The sequence below is a fragment of the Variovorax sp. VRV01 genome (assembly GCF_014852545.1).
Lineage (GTDB): Bacteria > Pseudomonadota > Gammaproteobacteria > Burkholderiales > Burkholderiaceae_C > Variovorax > Variovorax beijingensis_A.
This window is the reverse complement of sequence record NZ_JACVBS010000001.1, coordinates 427,068-441,086: the sequence shown is the minus strand read 5'-3', so window position 1 is coordinate 441,086 and position 14,019 is coordinate 427,068. Positions and strand designations below refer to the sequence as shown.

Genomic DNA, 14,019 nt, shown 5'->3' with positions numbered 1-14,019 from the left:
GCCGGTTCTGCGGTGTTCCTGGAAGTCGATGAGATGACCTCCTTCCCTCATTCCTTCGGCGCTCGCGCGCGGCAGGACACGCCGCCGATGCTCTCCCAGCCGCGCCTGTCCGCCTGGCAGCGCTGGGAGATGGGCGCGATCGACGCGGAAGCGATCGCGGCGCACAGCGCCGGCATCGAAGCGCCCGCACCGCCGCGCATCGACCCGGCCGCGCTGGCACGCGAGGCCGAGCTCGAACGCCTGCGCCTGGAAGCGCGCGCCACCGGCGAAGCCGAAGGCCGCCGCGAGGGCTGGGCCCAGGGCCATGCCGAAGGGCGCACCGAAGGCCTGGCCGCCGGCCTGGCCGCGGCCAGCGCGCATGCCGAGCAGTTGCGCGCACTGGCGGCGGCGCTGCCGGCCGCGCTGCGCAGCGCGGAGAGCGAGCTGGGCGATGCCGTCCTGGCGCTCGCGCTCGATGCCGCGCGCCAGGTGATCCACCGCACCCTGCGCGTCGAGCCCGAATGGGTGCTGGCGCTGGTGCAGGACCTGCTGCACACCGAACCCGCGCTGCAGGGCGAGCCGCGCCTGCTGCTGCACCCCGAGGACCTGGCACTGGTGAAGAACAGCCTCGGCGGCGAACTGCAGGCCGCCGGCTGGCAGCTGCGCGCCGACGACACCCTGGCCCGCGGCGGCTGCCGCGTGCGCAGCACGAGCGGCGAGATGGACGCCACGCTCGCGACCCGCTGGAAGCGCGTGGCCGGCGCCTTCTCGCGCGATGCCGAACCCGATGGAGCCTGAGAAACCATGCAAGCCGCCACAATCACCGCCGCGCCCGGCGCGGTCAATCCGCACCTCAAGTCCTGGCTCGGCACGCTCGCGCAGGCCCGCAGCGAGGTCGGCCTGTGCGCGACCATCGCCACCTCGGGCCGCCTGACGCGCGCCGTCGGCCTGGTGCTGGAGGCCGTGGGCCTGCAGCTGCCGGTCGGCAGCGACTGCCTGATCGAGTTGCCGCCCGGCTATCCGCAGCGCCATGCCGAGGCCGAGGTGGTCGGCTTTGCCGGCGACCGCCTGTTCCTGATGCCGCAAAGCGAAGTGGCCGGCCTGCTGCCCGGTGCGCGCGTGTTTGCGCGGCCCGGCCCCGCGCAGTTCGCGGGCGGCGCTTCCGGCGATGCCCACACCAAGCGGCTGCCGGTGGGTGAAGGCATGCTCGGGCGCGTGGTCGACGCCGCCGGACGGCCGCTCGACGGGCTCGGTCCGCTCGACGCGAGCCGCAGGGTGCCGCTGGGCGCGCCGCCGATCAATCCGCTCGCGCGTGCGCCGATCGACTCGGTGCTCGACGTGGGCGTGCGCGCCATCAACGCCATGCTCACCGTGGGCCGAGGCCAGCGCATGGGCCTGTTCGCGGGCTCCGGCGTGGGCAAGAGCGTGCTGCTGGGCATGATGGCGCGCTACACCAGCGCCGAAGTGATCGTGGTCGGCCTCATCGGCGAACGCGGCCGCGAGGTCAAGGACTTCATCGAGAACACGCTGGGCGAGGAAGGCCTGGCCCGCTCGGTGGTGGTGGCCGCGCCGGCCGACAACTCGCCGCTGATGCGGCTGCAGGGCGCGGCCTATGCCACCTGCCTGGCCGAGTACTTCCGCGACCAGGGCCGCGACGTGCTGCTGATCATGGATTCGCTCACGCGCTATGCGATGGCGCAGCGCGAGATCGCGCTCGCAGTGGGCGAGCCGCCGGCCACCAAGGGCTATCCGCCCTCGGTGTTCGCCAAGCTGCCCGCGCTGGTGGAGCGCGCCGGCAACGGCGCGCGCGATGCCAACGGCCGCGGCGGCTCGATCACGGCCTTCTACACCGTGCTGTCCGAAGGCGACGACCAGCAGGACCCGATCGCCGATTCGGCGCGCGCCATCCTCGACGGCCACGTGGTGCTGTCGCGCACGCTGGCCGAGGCCGGCCACTACCCGGCGATCGACATCGAGGCCTCGATCAGCCGCGCGATGACGGCGCTGATCGAGCCCTCGCAGTTCGACACCGTGCGGCGCTTCAAGCAGGCGCTCTCGCGCTACCAGCGCAACCGCGACCTCATCAGCGTCGGCGCCTATGCGGCCGGCCACGACCCGCAGCTCGACCAGGCCATTGCGCTCTATCCGCGCATCGAGGCCTTCCTGCAGCAGTCGATGCACGAGCGCTGCGACTACGCCGCGTCCATCGAGCGCATGGGCCGCCTCTTCGAACCCGCCTGATCCCATCCCCTTCCACAGGAGTCGCCATGCCGCACAAGCTTCCGCTCGATACGCTCACCGACCTCGCCCGCACCCGGACCGACGATGCGGCGCGCCAGCTCGGCCTGCTGCAGAACGCGCAGGTCAGCGCCCACCAGAAGCTGGAGCTGCTGCTGCAATACCGCCAGGACTACAGCGACCAGCTGCAGGTGCTGATGGCGAACGGCCTGCCCTCGGCCCAGTGGCACAACTACCGCAACTTCCTCGGCACGCTCGACGGCGCCATCAAGCAGCAGCAGGCCATCGCCGCGCAGGCGGCCAGCCGGCTCGACCATGGCCGCAGCGAATGGCAGCAGCACAAGCGGCGCCTCAACTCCTTCGATGCGCTGGCCGAACGCGCGCGGCGGCAGGAACTCGTGGTCGGTGCGCGGCGCGAGCAGCGCGACAGCGACGAACGCACGGCACGCAAGTTCTTCGACCGCGCCTCCCAACCGACACCCTGACGCACCCGCCCCGCCATGCCTTCTCCCATTGCCCCTTCCTTCAGCCCAAGTGCGACTGCCTCCGCGGCTTCTTCCGCTGCCTCCGGTGCACGCGGCCGCAACGCCGAGGAGCCCGGCGGCCGCAGCTTCGATGCGGCGCTGGCCCGGTCGCGCAACGCGGGCGCAGCGCAGGCGCCCGAAGAGGCCGAATCGTCCGCACTCGAAGCCACGCACCGCCGAAAGGCCTCGCGCGCCGGCGATCGCAAGGACGAGCTTGCCGCCGAGCTGTTGCCGATGTCCTTCTTCGCGCCGCTGGTGGCGCCACCCTCCGCCGCCACCGCTGCGCTGGCGGCCGGTGCACCCGCGGCGGCCTCGATGCCCGACGGCATCCAGGCCGTGCTGCCGGGCGATGCGCCGGCCGACACGCTGGCTGGAGAGACCGCAGACGCTGCGGCAGGCAAGACAGCCATTGCGGCGGATGCCGAAGGCGAAACAACTGCGCCAACGAAGCCGACACACGGTGCGCAGCAGGCGCTAGCCCCGGACGCCGCGCAGCCGGCGGATGCACGCGCCGCCGTGCAGGCCGCAGCCGCTGTGCCGCCGCCGGCCGCTGGCACAGGCACAGACACGGCCGCGACCCCGGCCGCCGACGCTGCGCCGCCCGAAACCGGCACCCACATCGCCGCGGCTCCTGCAGCGGCCGCCACCGACCCACGCGGCGCATCCACCGCCTCCCTCTCCGCCGATGCCGACACCCACTCGGCACCGGCCACCGCCATGATCTCCGCCGACAAGACCGCCGACCTGGCCGCCGCATCCGACGCGGCGGCGCCCGCCTCCGACAGCGTGCCCACCCCGATGCCGTTCACGCCGGCCGCGGCCGCCGCCGCGCGCACGAACGTGCCGCCGGCCTCGCCGCACACGCCCATCCTCAGCGTGGAGCCGTCGGTCGGCTCGGCCGCCTGGGGCAAGGCCATCGGCCACCAGGTGCTGCGCATGACCGCCGCGGGCTATCAGGTGGCCGAGCTGAACCTCAACCCGGCCGGCCTCGGCCCGCTCAAGGTCACGCTCACCATGGGCGACAACCAGGCGCAGGCGATGTTCGCCTCGGCCCACGAGAGCGTGCGCAAGGCGCTCGAAGTCGCGCTGCCGCAATTGCGCGCGAGCCTTGCCGACCACGGCATCAGCCTGGGCCAGGCCTCGGTCGGCGCGGAATCGCATCCCTCGCCCGGACAAAGCGGCGCCTTCGGCCAGCAGCCCCAGCCGCAGGGATCGCCGCGGCAGGCCGACTACGCCGCGGCCAGCCGCGCACAAGCCATCGCCACCACCGAGCCGCTGCGCAGCATGCCGGCGCCTGCGGCGCTTCGCAGGCCCAGTGCCGGCGTCGACACCTTCGCATGAGATGGCGAACGCGGGATCTGAGAGCTTTTCCCGCGCTTGATCAGCCCTTCGCCTGCCAGCCACCTGGCAAAGAATAGTCCGAAACCGATTCGCTTCGCAGCACCCATATGGCTACCAGTCCTCCTGTCGCACTCGCTCCCGTTCCCCCTTCCCCCGCACGTTCGTCCAGGCTGTGGATCGTGCTCCTGATCGTCGTGCTGGCCGGCGCGCTGGCCGCCGCCGGCGGCTATTTCCTGCTGCGCCAGCGCGCCGCGGCCGAACCCGCCGCAGCCGCTGCACCCGTGCCTGAGAAGCCGATCTTCGTGACCCTCGAGCCGCTGACTGTCAACGTGCAGTCCGAAGGCCGCGGCCGCTTCCTGCACGTGGGCATCGCCCTCAAGGTGCGCGACGAACAGGCCAAGGCGCGCATCGTCGAATTCATGCCCGAGATCCGCAGCCGGGTGCTGTTGCTGCTGTCGAACCGCCCGCCCGAATCGCTGGTGACGACCGCCGACAAGGCCCGTCTGGCCGAGGAGATCCGCGCCGAGCTGAGCCGCCCGCTGGGCGCAGGCCTGCCGCCGCAGGAGATCGCCAGCGTGTCCTTCAACACCTTCGTGGTGCAGTAACCCTTTCCGGACCGCCGATCCATGGCCTATGAACAAGTGCTCTCCCAGGACGAGGTCGACGCGCTGCTGCAGGGCGTCACCGGCGGCGCGCCCGAGCAGAGCGACGGCGCCGCCGCCCGCACGGACGGCCTGCCGGTGTACGACCTGGGCGCGCCCGACCGCGTGGTGCGCAGCCGCATGCACACGCTGGAGGTCATCAACGAGCGCTTTGCCCGCCACCTGCGCAGCTCGCTGCTGAACTTCATGCGGCGCAGCCCCGACATCTCGGTCGGGCCGGTGCACATCCAGCAGTACGGCGAATTCGTGCGCCACCTGCCGGTGCCGGCCAACATCAACATGCTGCACATGAAGCCGCTGCGCGGCACGGCGCTGTTCGTGTTCGATCCGAAGCTGGTGTTCCTGGTGGTCGACAACCTGTTCGGCAGCGACGGGCGCTACCACGTGCGCGTCGAGGGGCGCGACTTCACGCGCACCGAGCAGCGCATCATCAAGCGGCTCCTGAACCTCACGCTGCAGTGCTATGCCGACGCCTGGCAGCCGGTGTTCCCGCTGAGCTTCGACTACGTGCGCGCCGAGATGCACGGCAAGCTCGCCAACATCGTCGCGCCCAACGAAGTGGTGATCAACACCACGCTGCAGATCGAGTTCGGCCCGGTGGGCGGCTTCCTGCACGTGTGCATTCCCTATTCGATGATCGAGCCGATCCGCGACCTGCTGTCCAACCCGGTGCAGGACGAGATCGAGGTCGACAAGCGCTGGGTGCGCCAGATGTCGCAGCAGATGCAGAGCGCCGACGTGGAGCTCAGCGCCGAATTCATCACGCTGCCCTCGACCATCGGCGAGGTGCTCAAACTGCAGGTGGGCGACGTGCTGCCCATCGAGCTCCCTTCCTCGATCACCGCGCGCGTGGACGGCATTCCGGTCATGGAATGCGGCTACGGGGTGTCGAACGAACGCTATGCCCTGCGCGTGCTGCAGATGATCTCCCACCAAGACAGCGATCCGAAGAACGACCATGACTGACAACACCCCATCCACCAGCGATGCGGACGACTGGGCCAGCGCGCTGGCCGAACAGACCGCGGCCTCCGCGCCCCCTCCCGCCTTCGCTCCCGCCGCCCCGCCGGCGATCGCTCCCGCACCGGCCGCCGCGCCCGCCGGCAGCCGCGTGTTCCAGCCGCTGCAGGCCATGGCGACCGGCGCCGGCTCGCCCGTGGACGTGGAGCGCATCCTCGACGTGCCGGTGCAGCTCACGGCCGAGCTCGGCCGCACCCGCATCACCATCAAGAGCCTGCTGCAGCTCTCGCAGGGCTCGGTGGTCGAACTCGACGGCCTGGCCGGCCAGCCGCTGGACGTGCTGATCAACGGCTACCTGATCGCGCAGGGCGAGGTGGTGGTGGTCAACGAGAAGTACGGCATCCGCCTGACCGACATCGTCACGCCCTCCGAGCGCATGCAGAAGCTCGGGCGGTCATGAATCTCCTTGCCAGGCGGCTGCCGCAGGCTGCCGCATCGATTGCGGCTGCCGCATGCCTCGCAGCCCACGCGGCGCTGCCGACCGTGCCCTCGCCCGCCGAGGCGGCGCCGGCCGTCGGCGCCTCCAGCCTGCTGCAGGCCGGCTTCGGCATGTTCGCGGTGCTGGCCCTGATCTTCCTGTGCGCCTGGGCCGCGCGCCGCTTCGGCCTGCAGCGCCTGGGCGGCGGCCAATCGGTGAAGGTGATCTCCAGCACCATGGTCGGCCAGCGCGAGCGCGTGGTCGTGGTCGAGGTCGGCGGCACCTGGCTGGTGCTGGGCGTTGCGGCCGGCCGGGTCAATGCGCTGCATTCGCTGCCGGCGCAGGCGCTGCCCGCGGCGGCCCCTGCACGCGCAATGCCCGACGCCCGCCTGGCCGGCGCGGCGGGCCTGTTCGCCCAGAAGCTGCGCGACTCGCTCGGCCTTGCGCAGCGGCCCCACCCATGATGCGCACCGCCCGCCAGCGAAGCCTTGCCGGCTTCGCGCTGATGCTGCTCGCCCTGGCGCTGCCGACGGCGGCTTGGACGCAGGGCCTGCCCGGCCTCACCAGCACGCCCGGCCCGGGCGGCAGCCAGACCTGGTCGCTCAGCGTGCAGACGCTGGTGATGCTGACCTCGCTCAGCTTCCTGCCGGCGCTGCTGCTGAGCATGACGAGCTTCACGCGCATCCTCATCGTGCTGGGCCTGCTGCGCACGGCCATCGGCACGCAGTCGTCGCCGCCCAACCAGATCCTGGTGGGCCTGTCGCTGTTCCTCACCTTCTTCGTGATGGCGCCGGTGTTCGACAAGGTCCACGACGAGGCCTACAAGCCCTTCTCCGAAAACAGGATCACGGCCGAGAAGGCGCTCGAGAAGGGCATTGCGCCCTTCAAGTCCTTCATGCTGAAGCAGACCCGCGAGAACGACCTGGCCCTGTTCGCCAGGCTCGCGAAGATCCCCGACATGCAGGGCCCCGAGGAAGTGCCGCTGCGCATCCTGCTGCCCTCCTTCGTGATCAGCGAGCTGAAGACCGCGTTCCAGATCGGCTTCACGATCTTCATTCCGTTCCTGATCATCGACCTGGTGGTGGCCAGCGTGCTGATGTCGATGGGCATGATGATGGTGCCGCCCGCCTCCATCGCGCTGCCCTTCAAGCTGATGCTGTTCGTCATGGCCGACGGCTGGCAGCTGCTGATCGGCGCACTGGCCGAGAGCTTTTATCTTTAGAGGCGCGCAATGACTCCCGAATCCGTCATGTCCCTGGGCAGCCAGGCCATCCACGTCTCGCTGCTGCTGGGCGCGCCGATGCTGCTGGTGGCGCTCGTGGTGGGCCTGGTCATCAGCATCTTCCAGGCTGCGACGCAGATCAACGAAGCCACGCTGTCCTTCATTCCCAAGCTGCTGGCGGTGTTCGCGGTGCTGGTGCTTGCCGGCCCCTGGATGCTGGCGCAGATGCTCGACTACATCCGCACGCTGTTCTCGAGCATCCCGCAGCTGGTCGCCTGAGCGCGCGCTGACATGCCCGCCATCTTCTCCGTCACCTCGGCGGAGCTGACCGCCTGGCTGACGGCCTTCCTGTGGCCCTTCGTGCGCATGCTGGCGCTGGTGAGCACCGCACCGGTGTTCGGCGAGCCCGGCGTCGCGCGCCAGACCAAGGTGGCTGTTGCCGCGCTGCTGGCGGTGGCCATTGCGCCCACGCTCGGTCCCATGCCCGCGGTGCCGGTGGTCTCCGCGGGCGGCGTGTGGATCATCGTGCAGCAGGTGCTCATCGGCGGTGCCATCGGCTTCGCGATGCGCATGGTGTTCGCGGCCGTGCTGGCCGCGGGCGAGTACATCGGCCTGCAGATGGGCCTGTCCTTCGCGTCCTTCTTCGATCCCATGGCCGGCGGCGCCACCATGGTGGTTGCGCGGCTCATGCACATGCTGGCCATTCTTCTCTTCCTGGCGGTGGACGGCCACCTGCTGATGCTCGCGGCGCTGGCCGAGAGCTTCCACACGCTGCCGATCGCCGATGCGCCGCTGGCCGCGCAGGGCTGGATGCTGCTGGTGTCCGGCGGCGGACGGATCTTTGCCAACGGGCTGATGCTGGCGCTGCCGCTGGTGACCGCGCTGCTCACGCTCAACCTTGCGATGGGCATCCTGAACCGGGCTTCGCCGCAGTTCAGCATCTTTGCGGTCGGCTTTCCGCTCACGCTGCTGGCGGGCATCGGCATGCTGCAGCTGCTGATGCCGCAGCTCGGCGCCTTCATGGAGCCGCGCTTTGCCGCCGCGCTGTCTTCGCTGCCCCAGCTGATGCAGGCGCTGCGGCCCTGAGCCGCACGCCGCTCGCATTCACAGGTAGTTGAACAGCGCAATGCTGTGCAGCCGCGCGAAGGTCTGCTGGGTGGCCTGGAGCGAGGTCTGGCGCTGCAGGAATTCCGAGATGGCGCTGGCCGGGTCCAGGTCCACCAGCTCCGAGAGGTAGCCCTTGTCGATCAGGTCGCGCGAGGCGCCGCTGGTGTTGAGCGCGTCGAGCTCGTTCATGCGCGAGCCGACCGACGACATGACCGTGAGCACGTTGTCGTGCGCATTGGTGATCTTGACGTTGAAGGTGCTCAGCGCGTTGAGCAGATCGGCCTTCGCCGCGTCGCCGTTGCCGGCCAGCGGCTGCCTGAGCGCAGTGACCAGCTCGCCGATGGCGGCGAACACGTCGGTGCCGGCATTGCGCGCCGTGGCCACCTGGAAGGTGTCGCCGTCGGCCGGCGCGCCGCTCATGGTGATCTGCAGGCCGCCGAACGAGATCGCGGCGCCCGGCACGTAGGCGCCCGATGCGGCCACCACGGGCGGCGTGTCCTGCGTGGCCACCGTGTAGTTGCCGCCGCTGAAGCTGATCACGAAGTCCTTGCCGTAGTTGGCCGCGCTCGCATCGGTCACGCCCACGGCGCCGAAGACGCCGGAGCCGGTGTTGCCGGCACCCGCCGAGCTCACGTAGCCCGCGCCGCCCTGCACCGACTTGAACACGCTGCGTCCGTCGTCCGTGGTCGACATCTGGCGCGACACGTCTATCTGCATCAGGCGCTGGCCCTGGTCGCCCATGTACTGGATGCCGCCGGCCCCCGCCACGAAGGGCTGGCTCGCGCTCTTGAAGCCGGCGAACAGGAACTGGCCGTTGCCGTCGTCGGCATTGGCCACGTTCACCAGCTGGTCCAGGTTGCCCTGCAGCGTGGTGGCCAGCGAGGCGCGGTCGGCGTCCGACAGCGTGCCGTTGCCGGCCTGCACCGCGAGCGTCTTCATGTTCTGCATGATCGAGGTGGCCGACTTCAGCGCGGTCTCTTCCTGCGAGAGCGAGAGCATCGCGCGGCTGCGGCTGGTGGCGTACTGCGCCGACTCCGCCATCGACTGGCTCACGCCCAGCGCACGCGCGGCGGCCACCGGATCGTCGGCAGCCGTCAGGAACTTGGTGCCCGCGGCGAGCTGCTGCTGGATGCGGAACAGCTGCTGCTGCTGCGAACCCAGCGAGCTCATGCTCTGGGCGTAGAAGGATTGGGTGCTGATGCGCATCGCGGCTCCGTAGGTTCTTTTCTAAAGGCGGCCAGCTCAGCCGCGGATGCCCAGGATCGCGTCGAACATGGTCGATGCGGTCTGGATCACCTTGGCATTGGCCTGGTACATCTGCTGGTACATCAGCAGGTTGGCGGTTTCCTCGTCCTGGTTCACGCCCGAGATCGAGTCGCGGCTCGCACGGATCTGGCCCGTCACGCTTTCCTGCGTCTTCTCTGCCACGCGGATTTCCATGGCGCGGTTGCCCACCTCGCTCACCAGCTTGGCGAAGGCACCGTTGAAGGTGGATGTGCCGCCGTCCATCGCGGTCTTGCGCTGCAGCGCGCCAAGCAGCAATGCATTGCTGCCGTCGGATACGCCGCCCGCGTTCTTGCCGATGGTGAAGGTGTCGCCATCGGCGGGCGCGCCGCTGAGCTTGACCTCGATGCCGTCGAAGCGGATGGAGGCGCCCGCGGTGTAGGGCACGGCCGTGCCGGCCGCATAGTTGGTCGATGTGCCATCGGCCAGCGTCACCGTCACGGGGGAGGTGGCCGGAAAGCCCGACAGCGCGTTGGCCGCGGCGTCGTAGGCGAGCGTGACCGTCGCGGCCAGCGGCGTGGCCAGGTAGCCCGCGTCGACCACGGCGGGGCTCAGCGCGCCGGTGCCCTTGTTGCCCACCGCCTTGCCCGTGGCCAGCGGCGATGCGGCGGCCACCTTGGCCGTGTCGCGCACCAGCACGTCCATGTCGCGCGCGCCGCTGCGCGTCGGCTGCACCAGGAAGGAATCGCCGGCCTGCGCGGTACCGCTGGCCACTGCGAGGCTCACGCCGTCGAAGCTGGCGGGAAAGGTGGTGAAGTCGCCCATCGGCTGCTTGTCCGACAGCCGCGTGACGCTGTAGGTGAGCGTGCCCGCCACGTCCTTCACCTGCACCGAATAGTCGCTGGTCGTGAGCTGCGAGGTGTCGCTCACGCTGGCGCCGAGCACCATGTCGCCCGCATTGCGCGCATTGGAGAACACGCCCGGCACGGCCTGCGAGAAGAAGTCGGTGCCCAGCACGCCGTTCAGGTCGACGCCCAGCTTGTGCTGCTCGTTGAACTCGCTGCCCAGCGCCATCGCGAGGCGGCCGACGGCGTTCTGCGTGGTGGTGAGCGTCTCGGCGCGGAAGGCCAGCAGGCCGCCCAGCGAACCGCCGCTGATCACGTCGTCGTTGAGCTCGGACACCGTGCCCGTGAGGCCGACCAGCGCCACTGCCTTGCGCGTCGGGTCGGCGGCGGACGAAACCGCCTGCAGCTGCGCGGCCCGGTCGCCCAGCACCAGCGTCTGGCCGTTGCCGATGAAGACGTTGTACTGGCCGCTGTCCTGCTCCAGAACCTTCACGCCCACGATCTTGCCGAGCTCGCTCACCAGCTGGTCGCGCTGGTCCATCAGGTCGTTGGGCGGCTGGCCGCCGGCCATCGCGCTGAGCTGGCTGATCTGCTGGTTCAGGCTCGCGATCTGCTTGGCATAGGTGTTGATCTGCGCGGTGCTGCCTTCGATCTGGTCGTTGACCGAACCGTTCAGGTCGGTGAGGTACTGGTCGGTGGCGCGGAACTTGTTGGCCAGCGTCTGCGCCGCGCTGATGAGCTGCTGGCGCGCCGCCGGGTCGGCCGGCGTGTTGGCCACGCCCTGCACGCTGGCGAAGAAGCTCTGCATCAGCGGCGTGAGGCCCGCGGTCTTGTCGGCCAGCAGCGAGTCGATGCGGTTGATCTGCGATCCGTAGCTCGCGAGCGCGGCGCCCGCGGCTTCGGCGCCGTTGAGCTGGGCCGTGAGATAGCCGTCGTAGCTGCGCTGCACCGTGGTGACGCGCGCGCCATTCCCGATGAAACCCGCACCGGTCGTCGTGCCGCCGTTGGACGAGACCAGCGCCGTCTGCCGGCTGTAGCCGGCCGTGTACACATTGGCCGTGTTGTGGGCCGTGGTCATGAGCGCGGATCGCGCGACGCTCAGGCCGGACAGGCCCGTTTGGAACATCGACATGAGGCTTTACCTGTAGAACGTTTTCTTGTTGGCACCGGGCATCGCTTGCGATACCTGCTTCCTGTCTATCGGCAGGCGGCGCGGAAAATGAAGTGCCCGCTGGAACATTTCGGCTGGTTGCGCTTTCACGCGGCGCGCCGGAACACGCTGACCGACTCGACCAGGCTCGCGGCCTGCTCCTGCATCGACTGCGCCGCGGCGGCCGCTTCTTCCACCAGCGCCGCGTTCTGCTGCGTCACCTGGTCCATCTGCGCAATCGCCTGGTTCACCTGTTCGATGCCGGTGCTCTGCTCCTGGCTCGCGGCCGTGATCTCGCCCATGATGTCGGTCACGCGTTTCACGCTGTCCACGATCTCGTCCATCGTGCGCCCCGCCTCGGCCACCTGGCGGCTGCCGGCCTCGACCTTGTCCACCGAGTCGTCGATCAGGCCCTTGATTTCCTTGGCGGCTGCGCCCGAGCGCTGCGCGAGGTTTCTCACCTCGGAAGCGACGACTGCGAAGCCGCGGCCTTGTTCACCCGCTCTTGCAGCTTCCACCGCCGCATTCAAGGCCAGGATGTTGGTCTGGAAGGCGATGCCGTCGATCACGCCGATGATGTCGACGATCTTCTTGGACGAGCTGTTGATGGAGCCCATGGTGTCCACCACCTGGCTCACCACGCCGCCGCCGCGCACCGCCACTTCGGAAGCGGAGACGGCCAGCTGGTTGGCCTGGCGCGCGTTGTCGGCGTTCTGCTTCACGGTGCTCGTGAGTTCTTCCATCGAGGCGGCCGTCTGCTCCAGCGAGCTGGCCTGCTCCTCGGTGCGCGACGACAGGTCCTGGTTGCCTGCGGCGATCTGCCCCGAGGCCGTCGCGATCGCATCGGTGCCGTGGCGCACTTCGCCCACCACCTTGGCCAGGCTGCCGTTCATGCCCTTGAGCGCGTGCATCAACTGGCCGGTCTCGTCCTTCGTCGTCACTTCAATGCGGCTGGTCAGGTCGCCGGCGGCCACCGCTTCGGCCACCTCGACAGCGCGGCGCAGCGGATGGGTGATGCTGCGCACCAGCAGCCAGGCGAGCACCAGGCCCAGGCCCAGCGACAGCGCGCCGAAGACGACCAGCATCAGGCTGGTGCTGGCGCGCGTCTCCTTGCTGCGTTCGGCCGCGGCGTCGAGCAGCGCCCGCTCCGTGTCCACCATCTGCTGCACACCCGCGAGATAGCTGCGCGAGGTGGGCTCGAAGCGTTCGTTGAAGATCCGGTTGGCGCCTTCCATGTCGCCCGCCAGCTTGGCCTTGCTGACCTCCTCGCGGGCCGCGAGGTACGCCTTGCGCAGCTCGCCGACCTTGTCGTACACCGCCTTCTTTTCAGGCGTGTCCATCTGTTCCTCGATGAACTTCTGCAGATCGTTGGTCTCCTTGATGGAGAGGGCCGTGGCCGGCGCGAAGTAGGCGATCAGGCTCGCATCGCTGCTCTTGGCAATGGCTGCGGCGCGCTGTATGCCCGAGTTGGTGTTGCGCAGCCAGTCGGCGCCCGCACGCTCGGTCTTGATGTTCTTCTCGACCATCGCATTGATTTCCTCGCCGAGCTGCCGCAGCTTCAGCACGGCAAGCACGCTGCTCGTGAGAGACAGGGCGAGGATGACGCCGATCACGACGGCCAGCCGCTTGCCGATGGAAATATTGCTCAGAAACATGCTCGTCACTCCAGAAGATCAGGAAAGGGCAAGCACGCAACGCGCGCACTTGCCGCAGGAAAAGGTTGTGCGCGCCGGCCGATTTCTCTCGGGCCGCGGCGGCCTCAGGCAGCGATCTTTTCGACCAGGCCCATTTCGTCGCTGGACATCAGCCGGTCGATGTCCACCAGGATCAGCATCCGCTCGTCCAGCGTGCCCAGCCCGATCAGGTAGTCGGTGTCCAGCACCGAGCCCATCTCCGGCGCCGGCTTGATCTGCTCCGCGCTCAGGGTGATCACGTCCGACACGCTGTCCACCACCATGCCCACCACGCGCCCTGCGATGTTCAGCACGATCACCACCGTGAACTGGTCGTAGCTCGGCGTGCCCAGCCTGAACTTGATGCGCATGTCGATGATCGGAACGATGATCCCGCGCAGGTTCACCACGCCCTTGATGTATTCCGGCGCATTCGCAATGCGCGTCACCGCGTCGTAGCCGCGCAGCTCCTGCACCTTCTGGATGTCGATGCCGTATTCCTCCTGGCCCAGCGTGAAGGAAAGGAATTCCAGGGGGCGGCCGGCCCGCGACGGGGCGGTGTTGCGGCTGTCGGCGGTCTGTTGGGATGTTGTAGTGCTCATCGGATATCTGTCGC

The 14,019-nt window shown here is 69.4% G+C and carries 15 protein-coding genes; 11 read left to right on the top strand and 4 right to left on the bottom strand.

Features of this window, described 5'->3' with window-relative positions:
* The first annotated feature begins 33 nt into the window (after positions 1-33).
* The 11 genes from fliH to fliR all read left to right on the top strand — a co-directional run bounded on the left by fliH (position 34) and on the right by fliR (position 8,490).
* Positions 34-777: a flagellar assembly protein FliH gene (gene fliH / locus IB278_RS02140; protein WP_225612655.1), complete on the top strand. Its 744-nt coding sequence runs from the start codon at positions 34-36 to the stop codon at positions 775-777.
* Positions 778-783: 6 nt separating this feature from the next.
* Positions 784-2,220 (top strand): flagellar protein export ATPase FliI, encoded by a 1,437-nt coding sequence (gene fliI / locus IB278_RS02135; protein ID WP_145745713.1) that lies wholly within the window; start codon positions 784-786, stop codon positions 2,218-2,220.
* Positions 2,221-2,246: 26 nt separating this feature from the next.
* Positions 2,247-2,702 (top strand): flagellar export protein FliJ, encoded by a 456-nt coding sequence (gene fliJ / locus IB278_RS02130; protein ID WP_145745714.1) that lies wholly within the window; start codon positions 2,247-2,249, stop codon positions 2,700-2,702.
* A 15-nt stretch (positions 2,703-2,717) separates the two neighbouring features.
* Positions 2,718-4,082 carry a flagellar hook-length control protein FliK gene (locus IB278_RS02125; RefSeq protein ID WP_192322505.1) on the top strand — a complete coding sequence of 455 codons (1,365 nt, stop codon included), beginning with the start codon at positions 2,718-2,720 and terminating at the stop codon, positions 4,080-4,082.
* Positions 4,083-4,189: 107 nt separating this feature from the next.
* Positions 4,190-4,687, top strand: a complete 498-nt coding sequence (gene fliL / locus IB278_RS02120) for a flagellar basal body-associated protein FliL (protein ID WP_145745716.1) — start codon at positions 4,190-4,192, stop codon at positions 4,685-4,687.
* 21 nt (positions 4,688-4,708) lie between these two features.
* Positions 4,709-5,710, top strand: coding sequence for a flagellar motor switch protein FliM (gene fliM, locus IB278_RS02115; protein WP_124956755.1), 1,002 nt, complete (start codon positions 4,709-4,711; stop codon positions 5,708-5,710).
* Positions 5,703-6,164: a flagellar motor switch protein FliN gene (gene fliN / locus IB278_RS02110; protein WP_192322504.1), complete on the top strand. Its 462-nt coding sequence runs from the start codon at positions 5,703-5,705 to the stop codon at positions 6,162-6,164. The genes fliM and fliN overlap by 8 nt, the downstream gene beginning before the upstream one ends.
* The gene (fliO, locus tag IB278_RS02105; protein WP_192322503.1) at positions 6,161-6,646 is read left to right on the top strand and encodes a flagellar biosynthetic protein FliO; all 486 of its coding nucleotides are present in this window, start codon (positions 6,161-6,163) and stop codon (positions 6,644-6,646) included. The genes fliN and fliO overlap by 4 nt, the downstream gene beginning before the upstream one ends.
* Positions 6,643-7,404: a flagellar type III secretion system pore protein FliP gene (gene fliP / locus IB278_RS02100; RefSeq protein WP_145745718.1), complete on the top strand. Its 762-nt coding sequence runs from the start codon at positions 6,643-6,645 to the stop codon at positions 7,402-7,404. The genes fliO and fliP overlap by 4 nt, the downstream gene beginning before the upstream one ends.
* Positions 7,405-7,413: 9 nt before the next feature.
* The gene (gene fliQ / locus IB278_RS02095; RefSeq protein WP_015866953.1) at positions 7,414-7,683 is read left to right on the top strand and encodes a flagellar biosynthesis protein FliQ; all 270 of its coding nucleotides are present in this window, start codon (positions 7,414-7,416) and stop codon (positions 7,681-7,683) included.
* 12 nt (positions 7,684-7,695) lie between these two features.
* Positions 7,696-8,490: a flagellar biosynthetic protein FliR gene (gene fliR, locus IB278_RS02090; protein ID WP_192322502.1), complete on the top strand. Its 795-nt coding sequence runs from the start codon at positions 7,696-7,698 to the stop codon at positions 8,488-8,490.
* 18 nt (positions 8,491-8,508) lie between these two features.
* Here fliR and flgL read toward each other — a convergent pair whose 3' ends face one another.
* The 4 genes from flgL to IB278_RS02070 all read right to left on the bottom strand — a co-directional run bounded on the left by flgL (position 8,509) and on the right by IB278_RS02070 (position 14,005).
* The gene (flgL, locus tag IB278_RS02085; protein WP_192322501.1) at positions 8,509-9,717 is read right to left on the bottom strand and encodes a flagellar hook-associated protein FlgL; all 1,209 of its coding nucleotides are present in this window, start codon (positions 9,715-9,717) and stop codon (positions 8,509-8,511) included.
* A 36-nt stretch (positions 9,718-9,753) separates the two neighbouring features.
* Positions 9,754-11,712 (bottom strand): flagellar hook-associated protein FlgK, encoded by a 1,959-nt coding sequence (gene flgK, locus IB278_RS02080; protein ID WP_145745721.1) that lies wholly within the window; start codon positions 11,710-11,712, stop codon positions 9,754-9,756.
* Between the two features lie 125 nt (positions 11,713-11,837).
* Positions 11,838-13,385, bottom strand: a complete 1,548-nt coding sequence (locus IB278_RS02075; RefSeq protein ID WP_192322500.1) for a methyl-accepting chemotaxis protein — start codon at positions 13,383-13,385, stop codon at positions 11,838-11,840.
* Positions 13,386-13,489: 104 nt separating this feature from the next.
* Positions 13,490-14,005, bottom strand: a complete 516-nt coding sequence (locus IB278_RS02070; RefSeq protein ID WP_145747820.1) for a chemotaxis protein CheW — start codon at positions 14,003-14,005, stop codon at positions 13,490-13,492.
* Between the last annotated feature and the right edge of the window lie 14 nt (positions 14,006-14,019).

Excerpts from the sequence above, each read along its gene's own strand:
- fliJ (WP_145745714.1), top strand. The coding sequence starts at position 2,247 with ATGCCGCACAAGCTTCCGCTCGATACGCTCACCGACCTCGCCCGCACC.
- IB278_RS02125 (WP_192322505.1), top strand. The coding sequence starts at position 2,718 with ATGCCTTCTCCCATTGCCCCTTCCTTCAGCCCAAGTGCGACTGCCTCC.
- fliI (WP_145745713.1), top strand. The coding sequence starts at position 784 with ATGCAAGCCGCCACAATCACCGCCGCGCCCGGCGCGGTCAATCCGCAC.
- fliM (WP_124956755.1), top strand. The coding sequence starts at position 4,709 with ATGGCCTATGAACAAGTGCTCTCCCAGGACGAGGTCGACGCGCTGCTG.
- fliL (WP_145745716.1), top strand. The coding sequence starts at position 4,190 with ATGGCTACCAGTCCTCCTGTCGCACTCGCTCCCGTTCCCCCTTCCCCC.
- IB278_RS02075 (WP_192322500.1), bottom strand. The coding sequence starts at position 13,385 with ATGTTTCTGAGCAATATTTCCATCGGCAAGCGGCTGGCCGTCGTGATC.
- fliR (WP_192322502.1), top strand. The coding sequence starts at position 7,696 with ATGCCCGCCATCTTCTCCGTCACCTCGGCGGAGCTGACCGCCTGGCTG.
- fliH (WP_225612655.1), top strand. The coding sequence starts at position 34 with ATGACCTCCTTCCCTCATTCCTTCGGCGCTCGCGCGCGGCAGGACACG.
- fliP (WP_145745718.1), top strand. The coding sequence starts at position 6,643 with ATGATGCGCACCGCCCGCCAGCGAAGCCTTGCCGGCTTCGCGCTGATG.
- fliN (WP_192322504.1), top strand. The coding sequence starts at position 5,703 with ATGACTGACAACACCCCATCCACCAGCGATGCGGACGACTGGGCCAGC.
- fliO (WP_192322503.1), top strand. The coding sequence starts at position 6,161 with ATGAATCTCCTTGCCAGGCGGCTGCCGCAGGCTGCCGCATCGATTGCG.
- flgK (WP_145745721.1), bottom strand. The coding sequence starts at position 11,712 with ATGTCGATGTTCCAAACGGGCCTGTCCGGCCTGAGCGTCGCGCGATCC.
- IB278_RS02070 (WP_145747820.1), bottom strand. The coding sequence starts at position 14,005 with ATGAGCACTACAACATCCCAACAGACCGCCGACAGCCGCAACACCGCC.
- fliQ (WP_015866953.1), top strand. The coding sequence starts at position 7,414 with ATGACTCCCGAATCCGTCATGTCCCTGGGCAGCCAGGCCATCCACGTC.
- flgL (WP_192322501.1), bottom strand. The coding sequence starts at position 9,717 with ATGCGCATCAGCACCCAATCCTTCTACGCCCAGAGCATGAGCTCGCTG.